11 protein-coding genes are annotated in these 17225 nt (G+C 65.2%); 6 read left to right on the top strand and 5 right to left on the bottom strand.

The window, feature by feature from the left end:
• Positions 1-73: 73 nt before the first annotated feature.
• On the top strand, positions 74-2068 hold the full coding sequence (locus tag AB0M47_RS26230) for an N-6 DNA methylase (protein WP_363418624.1): 1995 nt from the start codon (positions 74-76) through the stop codon (positions 2066-2068).
• Between the two features lie 342 nt (positions 2069-2410).
• Here the strand turns inward: AB0M47_RS26230 and AB0M47_RS26225 are convergent, their stop codons facing one another.
• From AB0M47_RS26225 to AB0M47_RS26215, 3 genes are all read right to left on the bottom strand, one after another.
• Positions 2411-3481 carry a S8 family serine peptidase gene (locus AB0M47_RS26225; protein ID WP_363418622.1) on the bottom strand — a complete coding sequence of 357 codons (1071 nt, stop codon included), beginning with the start codon at positions 3479-3481 and terminating at the stop codon, positions 2411-2413.
• 41 nt (positions 3482-3522) lie between these two features.
• Positions 3523-5085, bottom strand: coding sequence for a hypothetical protein (locus tag AB0M47_RS26220; RefSeq protein ID WP_363418620.1), 1563 nt, complete (start codon positions 5083-5085; stop codon positions 3523-3525).
• A gap of 319 nt (positions 5086-5404) precedes the next feature.
• A complete protein-coding gene (locus tag AB0M47_RS26215) occupies positions 5405-5629 on the bottom strand; it encodes a winged helix-turn-helix domain-containing protein (protein WP_363418618.1) in 225 nt (74 codons plus the stop codon).
• Between the two features lie 192 nt (positions 5630-5821).
• Here AB0M47_RS26215 and AB0M47_RS26210 point away from each other — a divergent pair, with 192 nt between their 5' ends.
• The 5 genes from AB0M47_RS26210 (at position 5822) to AB0M47_RS26190 (ending at position 12723) form a co-directional block, all read left to right on the top strand.
• On the top strand, positions 5822-6475 hold the full coding sequence (locus tag AB0M47_RS26210) for a hypothetical protein (protein WP_363418616.1): 654 nt from the start codon (positions 5822-5824) through the stop codon (positions 6473-6475).
• 95 nt (positions 6476-6570) lie between these two features.
• Positions 6571-8139, top strand: a complete 1569-nt coding sequence (locus tag AB0M47_RS26205) for a carbamoyltransferase C-terminal domain-containing protein (protein ID WP_363418614.1) — start codon at positions 6571-6573, stop codon at positions 8137-8139.
• A 9-nt stretch (positions 8140-8148) separates the two neighbouring features.
• A complete protein-coding gene (locus AB0M47_RS26200) occupies positions 8149-11652 on the top strand; it encodes an SUMF1/EgtB/PvdO family nonheme iron enzyme (RefSeq protein WP_363418612.1) in 3504 nt (1167 codons plus the stop codon).
• A 47-nt stretch (positions 11653-11699) separates the two neighbouring features.
• Positions 11700-12413, top strand: coding sequence for a pentapeptide repeat-containing protein (locus AB0M47_RS26195; RefSeq protein WP_363418610.1), 714 nt, complete (start codon positions 11700-11702; stop codon positions 12411-12413).
• Positions 12414-12417: 4 nt separating this feature from the next.
• A complete protein-coding gene (locus tag AB0M47_RS26190; RefSeq protein WP_363418608.1) occupies positions 12418-12723 on the top strand; it encodes a YciI family protein in 306 nt (101 codons plus the stop codon).
• Here AB0M47_RS26190 and AB0M47_RS26185 read toward each other — a convergent pair.
• Both AB0M47_RS26185 and mobF read right to left on the bottom strand, forming a co-directional pair.
• Positions 12628-13560: an SAM-dependent methyltransferase gene (locus AB0M47_RS26185; protein WP_363418606.1), complete on the bottom strand. Its 933-nt coding sequence runs from the start codon at positions 13558-13560 to the stop codon at positions 12628-12630. The genes AB0M47_RS26190 and AB0M47_RS26185 overlap by 96 nt on opposite strands.
• 70 nt (positions 13561-13630) lie before the next feature.
• On the bottom strand, positions 13631-17143 hold the full coding sequence (mobF, locus tag AB0M47_RS26180) for a MobF family relaxase (protein WP_363418656.1): 3513 nt from the start codon (positions 17141-17143) through the stop codon (positions 13631-13633).
• Positions 17144-17225: the final 82 nt, after the last annotated feature.

The following is a 17225-nucleotide window of genomic DNA, read 5'->3' as shown; positions in this document are numbered from 1 at the left end:
GCGCACTTGAGTCCACGAGTGCCAACGCCTACCTTTCATGTCAGTCGTCCGAACTGACTCAAGGCAGGTGTCGATGCGCACGACGGGAGCCACCCAACCGGGTCCTTCTGTTCTGGCGGAGCTAGATTCTCTCTCTCAGCGAGCCAGGGGACGTGGCTCGATCGAAGACTTCTATCGCGTAGTTCTCGCATTCATGTACCTCCATCGCGTCGCGCCTGGCCAGCTCAACCAGCTCGCGGCCGACAGTCCGAAGCACGAGACGCCGGACGTCATCCTTCAGCGCATCGCCAGACTTCTCCATGTGGCCTTGTCGAGTGATCGGCTCCCGACCGCCATCGTCCCGGCGCTGACTGCGATCCACCCCGGGAGCCGTGAAGACGTCAATCGTCTCGTCACCCTTACTCGGGACCTCCCCACCCACGAGTTCGAACTCATCGTGCACCGCCTCGCAGCCCGCTCACGGTACGTAACGCCACTGACACCGCCGTCCGTCGCTGACTTGATGGCCCGGCTCGCCGTGGACGGCCAGACCCGTCCAGCAGTTGTCTACGATCCGTGCGCCCGGGCCGGCGAGCTCCTCACGTCCGTCAGTCGCCATCTCTCGAAGCCGATTGAGGCGGTCGCGGACAGCCCCGCGCCCGAACTGCTCGCCTATGCCGGAATGAACCTGCGGTGGCAGAAAATGCGCGCGACCACCCGCCTGGATCATGCACCATGGACTCGTTCTGATCGGACGGCGTTCGCCGACGTTGCGCTGAGCAACCCGCCGTTCAACGCCAGCGGCGGGAACCTTCACACTCCCACCGATTTCAGCTGGCCCTTTGGAGCCCCTCCCGACAACAGCCAGAACTTCGCATGGCTGCAGCACGCCGTGGCATCGCTACGCCCTGGCGGCCGCGCCGTCGTCCTTATGCCGCCGAGCACCTTGTGGTCCGCCGTACCGAGCGAGGCCACGATCCGCCAACGGCTGATTGAGGCTCGAACCGTCAAGTGCATCGTCACCTTGCCGAAGAACACGTTCAGAACAACCGCAGTCGCACCGGTGGCCTGGGTTCTCAGTCCACCGGGCGAGTCCGGAGATCACGTCCTGTTCATCATGGCCGACGAACTTGGCAAACGCGTCGGCCAGCGTCCCATGCTGTCGACGAATGATCTCGATGCCATCGTCGCCGCCTACGGTCAACGCGACCGCACGCCCACTGTGTCGCCCAACATCCCGCCAGGCCTCAGCATGGCGATCCCCATGACCGCGATCCAGGAGAACCGGTTCTCCCTGAACCCTGGAGACTACAGGCGAATCATGGAGGAGCAGGACCAGGGCGGCACCGTCGCCGATTCCCTATGCGAGGGTCAATACGACCTCGACATGTTGCGCAATGAGGCCGCCGAAGCAGCCGAACGCGCCCATACCTCGAGCTGGCGAACGCCGCTGACGACCAGTTCAACGCAGCTTCCCGGCAGTTGGCGACGTCTGCTGCTACGCGACATCTGCGAGATCCAACCAGGCCCGTCGGCCACGAGGCTCCGGGCCAACGAACGTACGCCTACCGGCACGGTTCACGTGGTGATGCCCAAGCATTTACGCGACGGCCGAGTCCATCCCAGCGACGACGAACGCGTCTCCCACGACAAGGCGAAGACCCTGTCCGATTTCCGCGTTCGAGCCGGCGACATCGTATGTGTCAGGACGGGAACTCTGGGCAAAGCGGCCGTCGTACACCAGAACCAGGAGGGGAGCGTTCTGCACACCAACTTGATACGCCTCCGTCTTCGCCCGGACACGCCAGTCGATCCCCACTACCTATTGGCGTACCTGTCGCAGGCTTCTACCCGAAAGTGGATCAGCGACAGAGCCGCCGCAGGATCACCTGTACCCTCCTTGAGTTCTGGTGCCCTGGGCGAGCTGACGATCGCCGCGCCGACACTCGACGAACAGGCCGAGATCCTCGACGTTCTGTATGCATTGGCTGATCAGACAGCCGCACATGAGCGACTAGCGCGGGCCTCTGCCGACTGGCAGAGCCGTCTGACGCATCATCTGCTCGGCGGTGGAGTCGTCCTCCGATGACAGCACGAGTGCGCAGAAGGAAACCCGGCCCGGCCACTCGGCCCGCCCCTTCCTCTTCCCGAGTCTTCCAGGCCGCGCTGGTGTCAGCCGCGGTGGCCGTCTCAGCCGCCATCCTCAAGGGACTCACTGGTGCCGGGGTCGCCGAGTCCATGCTGACCGGCGGTGGGGCCTTCGGCGGCGCTATGGGATTGGGCATCGCCGTTATCAACACCATCAGACGGTAGCGTGGCCATCCGGCGGCGGCGCGAAGCGACTCAGCCAAGCTGACCCGCGAGGCGCTCAGGAGGAACCCGAGGCAACGTTTACGTCGGGCCAGCTCGGCGATGTTGGTGCAACCCGCGCTCACGACCGACTAATACGGCGAATCGCCAGCACCACTCCGATGACGACGACGATCACCACCATAAGCAGACAGCCGAGGAACGCGAGTCGGATCAGGGTCAGCCCCGGCGATGACTGTGAGGCCGGCTCTGTGAATGAGGTTGCAGTTGGCACCGCCGTGCTCGGCGCTGTTGCGCTCGCTCCCGAAGTTGCCGAGAGTGCGTCCACGGGGTTGACGATGCCATATCCGTACACGGCATCGCGGCCAGCCGCACCACGATCTGTCGCGGTCACGGTCAACCGGTGAATGACGTCCGCGGCGGATAGCTGCGGATCCTTGGCGCGTAGGAGGGCGGCAACCCCTGCCACGATCGCGGTAGCGTCCGACGTGCCCGTACCGAGAAAGTAGCCGTGCTTAGCTCCAGCGTGCGAAACCTTTTCGCCGGGTGCGCAGAGTGCGACTTCCGGTCCCGTCACTGAGTGCGAGCTAAGGGACCCTTTGGAATCGGTCGCACACACCGCGATTACGCCCTCGAACTTCGCCGGATATTGCACCGTTGACGCCTCGGGCTTATTTCCGGCTGCGGCAATGATCACAACATCGTGCGCGAGTGCGTACTCAACCGCGACGCGTTCGCGAGGGTCGGGAGCCGAGTTACCCAGCGAGATCGAAATGACGCGGGCACCGTGGTCGACTGCCCAACGGATGCCAGCTCCTGTCGCGATGGAGTCTCCCTCAGCGGTGCCGACTCGCACCGGCAGGATCTTCGCCGCCGGGGCGACACCGTGTGTCTTACTGTGGCCCGCGATGAGACTCGCCATGCCAGTGCCGTGGCCAATGGCGTCGCGGCGTCCGTCACCGCTACTAGTGGACGACGACGTGCTGAAGTCGGCTCCCGAAAGAACGCTCCCGGAAAGATCTGGATGGCTGGCGTCCACCCCGCTGTCGATCACCGCCACGATGACATCGGCACCCTTGCTGAGCTGCTGTGCCTGGCTCAGCCGCAAGGCCGACGCGTACCACTGCCCATCGCTGAAATCATCGGCTCGCGCAGGAAGAGCGGACGACATCAACATTGTGATGGTGAGCACGGCAAGAGCCGATGCTCGCTGGGCAGTTGTTCGCACGGGGCTCACCTCCATCTGTCCGAAGCAGCTTCCCACGGGCTCGCCAGCTGCGTGAACCAGCGGTCGAAGGCATCCTCCTCCGGAGGGGCCGCTTCCTCGACCTGGGGCAGATCCTCGACAGAGCCAATCACCGGTGGTACGCCTTGAGCGACCTCCCACTCCTCTGTGCCCATGCGCTGGCGCTTCCGGCCGCCCTCGCCTGATTGACCGCTCATCGGAGCGCCGGCCGCACCGACCATCATGCCGTTGGGAGCGCCACCCCGACCTACGCCCGCTGCACCAGCGGCACCATGGGTACGACCGCCGAACGCCGTCGATGTCGGGGGAACGGGCATCGGCAGTATCCGTCCGGATCGTACCCACGGCCCCGGTAGGACGTACGCGCCGCCGCCTGGGGCAAGTTCGCAGACGCCCGGTGGAATCGGCAGCACCGACGGTGGCGTCGAGGGCGAGACAGCCACGGGCAGCGGGGTGCCGGTCAGCTCTGGACCGTTGTCCACGACAGGATTCGTATTCGGCACCGGTGGGACCAGCCTCGTAGTCGGCTTCGATGCTGGCTGCGAGGTCTCGTCCTTGCCACGGAACGTGGAACCGCCGTCGGTCGTCGGATCGGTGGACAGCGGCGTGCCGACTTCGTAGAACGTCGGCGTAGCCCGCGGAACCGTAATCGTCGATCGGTGATCCGCGATCGCCGCGTCGGTTTGCCGCATGACGAGCTGCGCCTTGTCGTTAGCCTTCGCGGCGGCGCTGTCCCACCACTCCGGCGTCCAGTCATGGGTGACAGACCGCCACTCCGCGTAAATCGGCTCGATCTTGGCGCGCGCTCTTGTGAGGCTCTGTGCCAGCCCAACTAGCGCGCCTGTGGTGCGGGAAGCGCACAGGGCGTCTTCCCCCAGCGCGGCGGCGTGCTTGTCCCAGGCCGCCAAGAATTGGGCAGCGGCTTGACCGGTCCACACTGCCGAGAGCTGATCACGCAGCACTAGCATCCGCCGGTATTGAGCCTCCAGCGCGTCTGCGAGACGGCGGTACGCGTCGATCTGTGCCCAAACGGCCCGAGAGCCCTCGTCCTTGACCATGGACCAGATTCGTGGCACGTCATATGCCTTCCAGTTCAGACAGAAGCCTGGGTAGGGGATCTGATCCGGTATCTGGCTAGCGGGAAGCGGCCCGATGAACTCGCTGGACAGGTTTGATCCCGCATTGGCGGAAGTTGATTCGTCCGCAGGCTCGCCGGCAGCGACGCTCGCGGCCGTTACGCGCTGGAGCTCCGCCTGAGACAGGATGTCGGTCTCCCGATAGTGGCTGAACACCTTCTCGGCGGCCTTGAGCAAGGCGTCCGCGTTGGCGAGGTGTGCGGGGACATTCGCCAGGAACATCTGCGCCGCATCTTGAATCGCTGCGCGGGCAGCGCTGATCTCTCCCGATGGGGATCGAGCACCGCTCACGAGCTCGGCCCCGAGGCTCTCCATAGCCCGTGATGCGCCTGGAGCGAGACCCTGCGCGACGTCGGCGTTCAGCGCGGCGATCAAGGCCGCGAACGCCTGCAGATCGATCCGGAAGTCCCCCACCGCGCGCCCCTCCCCGAACCACCCGTGCCGCATTACCGGACACGAAATGTCCCACGCTCATCGCGCAGGGTAGTCCACATGGGCCCAGCGGGGAAACCCCGTATCCGTCTGCGTGGATAGGTCCGGTGAAGTAGAGCGAGGGGAGGCAGAACGGGGCCGAGAAGCGCGATAGCCCGAAGGTTCGCGAGACCGCGGAGAATGTCGAGGATCTCGTGGGGGAGCGGCGCGCTCGGGTCGACGCCGAACTGCGCCGCCAGTTCGAAGCTTGGTACGCGTGAGTAGCTACCCCGTGGGAAGTCGACTCCGAGTCAGCATGAGGTCAGTCCTTCTCCGGCACGTAAACGCCACGGCCTTGCGCACCGACCACTACCCCGCGGAAGCGAAGCAGGCCGATCGCACGCGCCGCCGTTGATATGGAGACGCTGTAGAGGTCGGCGATCTGGGCGTATGAGGGCAGCCGCCCGCCGGGCGGATACTCCCCCTTGCCGATTCGACTGGCAAGGTCTTCGGCGATCTGTGCGTAGGACAACGGGACTGCGGGCATGGTGGCGCTCCTGGGTAGACGTCACCATTCGATCACAGTACTTAGGTCACCACTAGCACGTCTTGAACTTATGTCACTAAGTGCTATAAGCTGGCCGCGGCACTGGGTAGACACCGGGCCATCCCCGGGCGGGAAATCCCCGCCCGGGACCGATATCGGGAAGGACTGCGACTTCCCCGCCAGGAGGGGATATTGCGCAACGAACGGTTCGGCGCGGCGATGGAGGCCAGCAACTTAGGATTCGATGACCTGGCCATCAAGGTCGGCGCGCACATGAAGTCGGTTCAACGCTGGTACTACGAGAACCGAACTCCGCGGATGCGCCGGGCGAAGGCCGCGGCAGCAGCGCTCGACGTTGATGTCGCCTGGCTCTGGCCGGTCTATGCCGCAACGGTTCACTCGGGCGACCTGGTGTGCATGTATGACGATGTCGACGACGTGCCGGCGAAGCTCTGGAGAAGTCTGGCTCGGAGCGCCGCGGAGGTCATCTGGATCTCCGCGGCTCCAGGTATGGCGAGACTCCTGCCGTTGCTGCGTTCCAGCCTGGCCGTACAGGTAGCACGGGGAGTGGACGTCCGCCTGCGAATAGACATCGATACTTCCGAGGCGAGCCCACCAGGCCGAGTACAGAATCGCCACCTGTCCACGGAACCCGCCATGCTGCGCTTCGACACCACGATGATGGTCGTCCTCGACGCCCTCGGCCCGACGGTCAGTCGGACACCCGTGCTCCAACTGAGTAGGACACAGAACGGCGGGGTCTTCGACGCGTACGCCGATACGTTCGAAAGCCTCTGGGAAAGTTCCCCGCTCGAGACCGAGGAGGGAGACTTCATCGGCCCCTAGACATCGAGGTAGCGACAATCGCCGTTGACCTGAGCGCTCCCGCTGGGTAGCTTGAACCGCACTCGGTGTGATCTCGGCGCTCAGGGGGCGGTGCTGTGCGGGTCCTGTCGTTCAAGCCCGGCCATGACGGCACGGTCGCGCTGATCGACGACGGAACGCTCGTCTTCTCCTTCGAGTCCGAGAAGGACTCCTTCCCGCGGTACGCCGATCTCGCGCCTTCGACACTCCTCGATGCCCTGGAACATTGCGAAGACTTCCCCGACGCCATCTGCCTCAGCGGCTGGGTGAAGGGCTTCCACTCCGCCGACCGTCCGCTCGGCGCCGGATACTTCGGCTGGGACGACTCGCGAACCATCATCGCCACCCGACGGCTGCTGGGCCGTGAGGTTCGCTACTTCTCCTCGACGCACGAACGCTCGCACCTGATGTCCGCGTACGGGATGTCGCCGTATCCCCAGGGCGAGCCATGCTATGCCCTCATTTGGGAGGGCAACATCGGCGCGTTCTACGAGATCGGACCCGATGTCACCATCACACGGATCGCGCACGTGATGGATGACCCCGGCAACAAATACCAGTACCTTTACTCGCTGGCCGATCCGACCTCGGCGACCGTCAACGGCGGCTTTCGGTTCTCGAACGCGGGCAAACTCATGGCCCTGACCGGGTACGCCGACGGCGCTCCACTCACCGATGAGGGACGACGGGTCATCGAGTGGATCCTCAGCCGTACCTCGATCTTGCTGACCAGCCCGAAGGAACTGCTCGCCACCTCCGCATTTCACGACATCGGCCTGGACTCTCAGGAACTCCGTAACCTGGCTGCCCACCACTCCGCCGCGATCTTCGATCGCTTCTATCGCGTCGCGTCGCTACGACTGACCAAGGGATATCCGCTACTCATCGCCGGCGGATGCGGCCTGAACTGTGACTGGAATACCCGGTGGCGAGAGTGCGGGCTCTTCCCGGACGTGTTCGTACCGCCGTGTCCGAACGACTCGGGTTCCGCGATCGGCACCGCCGTCGATGCCCAACTGAGATTCACCGGATCGGCGAAGATCTCCTGGAGCGTCTACTCCGGACAGCCCTTCCTGGACGATCTCGCGCAGGCACCGGCCGGATTCCGTGAAGTGCTTCCGGATGTTGATCACCTAGCGAAGCTGCTGGCCGACGGCGCCGTCATCGCAATCGCACAGGGCCCAGCCGAGATCGGCCCCCGAGCTCTGGGCAACCGATCCTTGTTGGCCGCACCGTTCTCGACGAGTGTGCGGGATCGCTTGAACGAGATCAAGTCGCGCGAGGAGTTTCGTCCCATCGCACCAGTCTGTCGCGAGCAGGACGTCGGGCAGCACTTCGCCTGGTCGGGCACTAGTCCGCACATGCTCTACTTCCAGAAGGTGCTGGACCCCCGGCTCGCCGCAGTCACCCACGCCGACGGAACCGCGAGAACGCAGACCGTTGCCCAGGACGAGAATCCGCTGCTCTATCGGCTCCTGACCGCCTTCGCCGAACGCACTGGCGTCGGAGTGCTGTGCAACACATCGCTCAACTTCCCAGGTAGGGGCTTCATCAACTCCGCCCAGGATCTGGCGGAGTACGCAGCCAGCGCCCCCCTCGACGCCTTTGCCGCCGGCAACCGCCTCTTCGTACGGGACGACAGGTGAGGCGACGCGATGGCCAATCCGACTAGCGAGCTCGGCACGTACCTGCGCGAGTTACGCCTTCGCTCACGGCTGTCACAGCGCGACCTTGCACTGCTGATCGGCTTTCATGAAGCCGGAATTGCCAACATCGAACGCGGTGAACGGGCTCCTGGCGCCCAGTTCCTCACGCGCGTCATCGCGGCGCTGAAGCTCAAGGACGACGTTGCCGCGAGCATCTGGGCTCTGTATCGCCGTGTCCCCGGGTCTTCGATCACGGCAGCGGAGCGGGATTCGACTCTGTGTCCCTATCGCGGCTTGTCCGCCTTCCGCGAGGAGGATGCCGCGCTATTTCATGGCCGGCGGACGACTGTCCGGCGGATCGTCGCCAAGCTGAACCAGGCCGCACTCGTCGCGGTCGTCGGCGCATCCGGTAGTGGCAAGTCATCGGTCGTATTCGCCGGAGTCGTTCCGGCCCTCCGCACGACCGGACATTGGGACGTGGCCATGCTTCGGCCTGGACCTGACCCGCGTGCGGCCCTGCTCGCCGCTCTCGGCCGCAGCAGAGAGCCCGCAGATCTCGCTGCGGCGATCAAGCGGCGCTCACGGAGGGCCGGCGTCCCTCTCCTCGTCATCATCGACCAGTTCGAGGAACTGTACACCCACGCCCCGAACGAGGAGAGCATAGGCGCATTCCTTGATGACCTAGTCGGATGCGTGACGAGCACCTATCCGCATAGCGTCAAACTCTTGCTGACGTTCCGCGGTGATTTCTACGGCCGCGTGATCGGCCACCGGGGACTCTCGGACCTCCTACAGGATCGCGTCGTCCACCTGCCGCCCATGAGCCGGAACGAGCTCAGATCCGTCATCACGGAGCCAGCAAAAGAATCTGGACTCACTTTGGAATCCGGCCTCGTCGAGCGCATCCTGGACGACGCGGGGACCGAACCCGGCAATCTACCGCTGCTCGAGTTCACCCTCACGCGGCTGTGGGACCGCCGGACCGATGCGGTCCTGACAACCAGCGGCTACGAACAAGTCGGCCGCCTCCCGGGAGCGATCAGCGCCCGGGCGGAGGAGGTCTACACCTCCCTCTCCCCTGAGCAGCAGTACGCCGCGCGGCAACTGCTCGTTCGTCTGGTCCAAGTCGCGCGCCCAGAAGAGGATGGAAACGATGCACGGCGGCGAACTCCCATCGCCGAGCTCATCGGTCTGCCGGGCGTTGAGCAGGTAATTGCCGGGCTCGCAGCCGCCCGCTTGGTCGTGACTGACTCCAGCCGGCTGGGCGGCCCGACCGTGGAACTTGCCCACGAGGCAATCATTCGCTCGTGGGAACGCCTTCGCGGCTGGCTGGTGGAGGACCGCCAGTTCTTGCTCTGGCAGCAGCGCACTCGGCAGTGGATGCAGGACTGGCACCGTTCGACCGACCCCCGCGCGTTCCTCCTTCGTGGCGGGCCGCTGGACGAGGCGCGTCGGTGGTTCGCGGCAAAGGGGCGTGAGGCAGTTTCGCCAGATCTTCTGCCCTATCTCGACGCGAGCGAGGCGGAGGCGGTGGCGCAGCACCAGCGCCAGCTTGTCGATCTCGTCGATCAGCTCGCCGTTGTCGTGCCGAGCGATGTGCCTGGCCTATTGGCGAAGCTATCGGGCCACTCGGATCACCTCGCCGAGCATGCGCGCAGCCGCCTCGGTTTAGCGTCATTGCGGGAGCGCTGGCGTCTGCGCCTGCTTCTGGTCCAAACAGATCCGCAGCAGTTCGACGCGCTTCTCGATGACCTCCCACGACTGTGGCCGGACGAGCAGGTCGCCATACGCGACGCGCTGCGTCCGCCTTCCCCCGCACTCGCCGACAAGCTATGGGCGTACGCCTCGGACGCTCATGGCGCGCCATTGCTGGCTATCGCCGTCCTTCTCGCGGACTCGGCGGCCGACGACCCACGGTGGGCTGACATCGCCGACGAGGTCGCGCACGAACTCGTCCAGCAGAATCAGCTGCACCTGCGCGCATACGTAGACGCGCTTCGGGCAGCACGGCTGCACCTGCTGCCAGCCCTATTCACGCTGTTCGCCGACGATCGCGAACTCCGCTCAGCGATTCGCGAGACGCGAGCGGTCGTACTGCTCGATCTTGCCGCCGACCAGCCAGAGCTGCTCGCGCGCATGGCCACGGCCGCGCTGCCCCAAAACTACGAGGCCATCCTCGCTGAACTCGCAGCCAATCCATCGCCCGACGCCATTGATGCCTTGAAAGCGGCCGCGCACGCCGCGCCCACCGACGAGATGGACGAGAGCGATCGCGTACGCCTCGGCAGACGGCGGGCTGCAGCGTTATGCACAATGATGCGGCTCGGCGTCACGCCGGATCTGGACCAAGCGCTGGCGCCAGCTCGAGACCTTGAACTGATGACTCAGTTCAGCGTGCAGGCGGCCGACCGCAGGATCGACCCATCGATTCTACTATCTCACCTGGCCACAGTTCGTGAACCACTCGCACAACAGGCGTTACTGCTTGCGTTGGGAGAGTACGGCTCCGCACCGCACGGCATTGATGAGGCTATCGCTCGCCTCAACGACGACGACGCAGGCGTTCGAGCTGCTGCCCACTGGTTGCGACGACGCATAGGCGCATCAACGAAGCCCATGCCCCGAGCTGCCTACGATCCCACCGGTCGTCGGAGTTGGTTCACCGTCCACCACGACTCCCGCGACTTGACCTTCGTCGTGTTTCGGCCCGGGGCTTTCCGCATGGGATCACCGGAAGGAGAAGCCGAGCGTAGCGACTACGAGGGCCCACGGCATCTGGTCACGCTCACGCGATCGTTCGCGCTGGCCGACCGTGAGGTGACCCGGGCCGAGTTTGAGCATTTCATGGAACAAACGAAGACTGTCGGCCTGCCCAACATCGATGAGTGGAGTCCGTTGGGCTCCGAGCCGGTCGTGGCGCCCACCTGGTTTGAAGCCCAAAAGTACCTCGAGTGGCTGAACGTCCTTGCCCAGCGTTGGAACGGTGACCCGGGCCTGAAGGACGTTCCCGCCTTTGCCTTCCCGAAGAGCCTGCCTGAAACCGCCGCACCCCCGGCGATCTTCCGCCTTCCCACCGAGGCCGAGTGGGAGTACGCATGTCGAGCCGGCACCGACACGCCGTACAACTTCGGCAGCGACCGAACGCTGCTGGACGAGTACGGCTGGTTCGCCGACAACTCCCGCCTGAAGACCCACGAAGCCGCCATCAAGCGTCCCAACTCAGCCGGCCTGTTCAACATCCACGGCCAATGCTGGGAGTGGTGCCAGGACGGCTACGGTCCCTACGACGCCCAACCCGTGGCCGATCCCATCGGCCACGGCGATAGCGACCGCATGGTGCTGCGCGGCGGATGTTGGAACCTTGGCGCGCGCTACGCTCGGTCCGCCTGCCGAAATGCGCATATCCCGTCTAATCGCAACTACTACATCACCTTCCGCCTCGCGATGACCATCCCTGAGATCGATTCGTCGTGGCAGCCCTCCGACCCGAATCCACTGCCGTGGACCGGATGAAACGGCAGCGGAGCCCACTGCCCGCAAGTCGCATCGGCCTGACCCTCATGCTGTTGGGCGCGGCCGTGCTCGCGATCGGCCAGGTACACCAGCACGGCTTGACCTGGAGCGGATTGTTCGACGATCTTTACGCGAACTTCGGCTCGGAGCTGGTCGGCATGGCAATGGTCATCTTGCTCATCGACCGCTTCGCCGCCCGTAGGGAAGATGAACGTGTGCGCCGTCAGCTCGTCCGCGAACTTGCCAGCACCGACCGCGGCCTCACGACGCGCGCCGCCCTGGAGCTGGAGGCGAAGGGATGGCTGACCGACGGGACGCTGCAAGGAGCGCAGCTCAGCGGCGCCAACCTCTCCGGCGTACGCCTTGAGCGGGCACAATTGTCCGACGCCGCCCTCGCCGGGGCGACCATGGCCTCTTGCAATCTGTCCGGAGCGAGGCTTACCCGAGCAAATCTCGCAGACGCCAACCTGGACCGGGCGAACCTAGAGATGGCCGACCTCGCTGGCGCTGCACTGCCGCAGGCGACTTTGACCGACGCCGACGCCGGGCTGGCAAATTTCGTCCACGCAGACCTCTCCGGGGCCAAACTCGCCGGCACCGACCTGACCGGGGCCAATCTGACCGGATCCGATCTATGCGGCACCGACCTGACCCGTGCCGTCCTCACCCGGACGATACTGACCGCCGTACGCTGGGACGCGCACACACGCTGGCCCACCGGGTTCGAACCGGCAGTGACCGACTCACCTGATGAGGAGTAAGGCGATGCAGTTCATCTTGATCGCCCGCGACGGCACCGACGCGGGCGCCCTCGACCGGCGTCTCGCCGCCCGCGAAGCGCACATCGCGCTCGGAGACGAGCTCGTCGCCCGCGGCAACATGCTCTATGGCGGAGCGCTGCTCGACGAGAGCGACAAGATGATCGGGTCCGTGCTTGTCCTCGACTACCCGTCCCGTGCCGAACTGGACGAGTGGCTAAGAATCGAACCGTACGTCGTGGGCGATGTTTGGCGCGAGATCGATGTCCAGCCGTTCAGAGTGGGGCCCTCCTTCGCCGGCCTTCACCGCTGATTCGAGGACAGCCGAAATCAGATATCTGCCCCTCGTCGCGGGAGTGTCTGGCTCGATCATCGCGTCGGCCCACCTGCCGAAGTCCGCTTGCGCGGACCCGTACGCGGCAACGTTAGTGCGCCAGCCGAGGCGTCCGAGAAGGCCATGCGGATCATCGCAACCTGACCGCCAAGGATGGCCCGACGCTGCCATCTTCTCCCGCCACGAACGCATCTTTTCGCTGTCGAGTGACGCGTTCGTGACGTAGTCGGCCAGTAGAAGACTGCCTGCGGCCGCGGTCGCTGTGATCTCCGTCAGGAGCCGATCGCGCTCGGTCGGGGAGAGGAAATACAGGAGGCCCTCCACAAGCCACACGGCCGGCGTCTCGGGCTGGAACCCGCCGGCGAGCAACGGGCCGATCCAGTCGCCGAGGAGGTCGACCCCGATCATCTGAACAGGGACACGCGCTTGCTCCCCCGCCTCCGCCAGAAGCTCTCGCTTCAGCTCGAAGAGCACTGGCCGGTCGAGTTCGAACAGGTGCGTACTCGGCGGCAATCGCAGACGGTAACCCCTGGTGTCCATTCCGGCCGCGACCAGCACGATCTGACCGACGCCGCCATGCGCTGCGGCTTGGAGGATGGCGTCGTCGAAGAACCGTGTGCGGACCGCGAGGGCCGGATCTTCGACGCCCCGCTGCACCTCACCCTCGAAACTTCGCATGATCTTGGGGCCTAGATCAGTTGCGAGCAGAGCAGCCAATGGCTCCTCGAACAGACGATCTTTGCGATCATGCTCCCGGGCACGCATGGATGCGGTCCACAGCGCGGTACGGGCCAGTGGGTCCAGCTCGCTGCTCATGACTCGAATGTAAGGGCTTATTAGCAGACGGGCCAGTACGCCATCAGTGCGTCAATCGGCCAGTCGTTACTCACAGGCGGGGAACCGGACCCGGCAGATGCTGTTGGCCACGGGTCATCGGCGGAGGGAGCTGCTGCACTATCCGTTCATCGATGTTCGTTGGCCTCTCCTTCTTACGCGGTTGCTCGATGTGGCGACGGCGAGACCCGACTGCGAGCCTCTCTCGGTACGCTTCGCGCTCGGCCGCCTTCGCAGTCCGAATGCGCTCCCTGACCGGATCGGCAGTACGCCACGGGCCGCCAGCATCTGCGTCGGAAATCCGATGTCCTGCGCGTCGCAGAGCCTGCGCCAGGTGGTCGGCGTACTCCATCCGCGTGACATCGTCTCCGAGTACCGGCAGCGGCGAGATCGCCCGCGCCATCTCCGTGCGAACGGCGGCCTGGTCGTCAGCCGCCAGCGAGCGGAATACATCGGCCGCTGCCGGGTGCAAGTCAATCGACTGCGGTTCGCCGAGGATCGCCGCCACGCCATGCCAGTACGCGCGATGGCCGGCCCGCCCTTCCTCCACGTAAGGACCGAGCGGACGCTCAGCTTCGTCACCCGTCACCTGATAGTTGTCGCGGTACGCAGCGACCACACCCACCCGACGCAACCAACGCTCCCGGTCCGTGGTGTCGCTCGGTGAGGCGCCGAAGACTGTGAGCCATGCGGGCTGTTCCAGCTCGGCGGTCCTGGCGAGTTCCTCTACTCGGTTCTGGATCGCGATCTCGACCTCGGCGATGTAAGCGCCCAACTCGCCGTGACGTACTGAATCCGGAACGCGCACCCATGGGAGAACCGATCTGTCATCGGCCGCTCGGTGCCAACGCCGGGCATCACTGTCGAGCAGCGCATCGATGCGCCAAGCGAGCACCTGCGCGACGCTCTCGGCCGAGTTCGTCTCACGTTCGCTGATCACCTGCCGGAGCAGAACACCCGGATCCCAGCCATCGTCCTCGCCGCGGCGCAATGCGCGATGAAGAGCACCGACAGCGGTGTCGTCTGCCGCCTGCGGACCGGCCAGCATACGTACGAGCGTCGCATATTGCTGTACAGCAGCCTTTTCAACGGCGAACTGAAGACGAGGTACGAGCGTCGTGAGCGAGCCTGCCATCCGCTGTTCCTCGCGTATCAGCTCGGTCGCCGAACGCTCGGCACCTTCGCGGCCGATGATCTGCTCAAGCACCTCGCAGGCAGCCAGCGCGTCCGGGTCCCATTCGGTTCGGTCCAGCCGATGGTCCTCATCGACCGGTAGCACGTCGTGCGTAGCAACGTAAAGCCGTGTTGACAAGCGTGCCCGGGTCGCCGCGACATACAGGTGCTCCCTCGCCATCTCCTCGGTGACGAGAACATGCGAGGTGTCGACGGTCGCACCCTGGGCGCGGTGGGTCGTGACGGCGTAGAGCAACTCAACCTCGTTCACGGCGTACTGGGCGGGAAGCGTGACCCGGCCACCATGGACAAGATGCTGAACGCGGAGCCGGCCGTCTCGGTGCCGCTTGATCACTTGCCAAGGGTCACCGTTCTTGACGAAGTCGCGGCCGCCGTTGACGGTAAGGCGGCGCTGGTTCAGCCGCGTCACAATCCAGTCTCCGCGCCCGGCAATGTTGCCGTCATGCAGCCGGAGGCCATCACGCTCCACCTGCCCGGCGGCGACTCGATCGACGCGTGCCCGCGCGGCCAACGCTGCCGCATCTGTATTGGTCGCGGCGATCATCAGCGTCAGCTTCGAGCTGCGCATGTCGGCCTGCCAGCCCTCGTATGCGGCGTCCATCATCGCCTGTCTCGATCCGCCGGTGATCCGATTCCGATCCAGGTAGTACCTGACCGCACCGCTGTCGCCATCGCGTAGCTCCAGCGTTGCAGCAGCCTCGGTGGGGTCGTGAAAGCGGTGAACGGCGTCGAGTTCGACCGCGCCGATGTCGTGCGCGATCAGACGCAGAGCGCCGCCCGATTCCACAGCGCCGAGCTGTCGGTAGTCACCGAGAAGCCGGACGAGGGCACCTCGAGATACTGCGAAGGCGACAAGTGCATCGAGGTTGACGGTGCCGACCATCCCGGCCTCGTCGACGAGGATCATGTCTCCCGGCCCGACGGACCTGGCGAGTCCGCCGTCGGGCTGCGTGCGAAGATCGGTGAGGAACTTGTGCACATTCTCCGCGCGTACCCCTATGTCGTGGCCGAGCACGGCTGCAGCCGCGGCTGAAGATGCGAGCGGAACCACGCGTCGACCCGCAGTTTCAACCGCCTGTCGGAAGGCACGCATCGCGGTCGTTTTGCCGGTGCCCGCCGCACCGAGCCCGACCACCAGGAGACGCGGATCTTCGGCGAATGTCGTGACCAGGCGGCGTTGGCCGGCATCGAGGTCTGTGGGCAGAAGGTCGAGAGGGTCTGGGGGGAACATGCTGCTGGTCACGGTCTGAGCCGCGGCCAGGAGGCGTCGTTCGGCGTCGAGAACCTGCAAGCTGGTGTACCGCGTGGACGCGTGCTCCACGAAGATCGAGTCACCTGACGTACGACGCAGGCCGGCCGGTTCATCGACGACTGCGGGTGCCGACACGACGATGGTCATCTCCGGCGATACAGCGCGCTGGACGATCTCATCGATCGTCCTGCGCTGGTCGGCGAGGGTCGCGAACAATGCCTTGTCACGAATGATCCGCTCGACCTCCGCGCGCAAGTTCCAGACTGTCCACGTGCTGCGTCGCTCCGCGACGCCAGCCACAGCCAGCCGCGCCAGTTCCGCCGTATCGACCGGCTTAGGCTTGCCGGGCTGTCCGTCGCCTACCGCCGACATCACGGTTCGAACAGTCTTCGGCCCTGCTCGCACCACCCAGTCTCGGCGCATCGCGGCAAGGGACTGCGGCGCCTTCTTGCCGTCGCGGGTGTCGAGGTTCGCCTGTCGCGCGAGCTGGTGGGCGGTCGCGGCCGCCGGGTCATGACCATGGTTACGCCGATAGTCGCGGACAAGTTCGTCATAGCGGGTCTCGATCGCGGCACGCCTGCGGGAGAAGAGTTGGATGACATCGTCCGGAACTCCGACGATCTCCCGCACTGGCTCCCGGCCTCCAGCAGTGTCGCGACGGGGAGCGAAGCGAACCTTCAGACGAGCAGAGAGGGCCGTCTCAAACGCGGAGTTGTAGTGTTCGGATGCTGCGACGACGATCCGGTAGAGCGCGCGACCGTCGAGGGCACGCCATTTGCCGTCGACGCCGCACACCTTGTTGGCAATCGTAACGTGGGTGTGCAGGTTCGGATCGCCGGATCGCGAGTCGTAGTGATCGAACGCCGCAGCGATCAGCCCGTGCGTCTCGACCTGGGCGACGCCTCCAGTGCCGGTTCGCGTGAGCGCGGCGTGTTCCTCAAGCAGCCGCAGCGCAGAGTCCTTGGCCTCGTCGTGGGCGTCGCGGACGGCGTCGCGTACCCACGATCGAGAGTCGAGGGCCCAGAGTACGGCGGCGCTTTTCACCGGCGCGAAGACGATGTCGTACCCTGCGACGGCCGCGCGCTGCTGGCGCGCTTCTTCCCGACGTACCTTCTTGATCTTGGCTCAGAATCGATCTGACGGCGTTGTCCCTGGTCAAAGCGCTATCAGTCAACGGGCGGTTTGGCTGGCGGAACACAAC

Source organism: Hamadaea sp. NPDC051192 (assembly GCF_040682475.1).
GTDB classification, from domain to species: Bacteria; Actinomycetota; Actinomycetes; order Mycobacteriales; family Micromonosporaceae; genus Hamadaea; species Hamadaea flava.
Note: the sequence above shows the minus strand (reverse complement) of the source record. Positions and strands in the feature narration are given on the sequence as shown.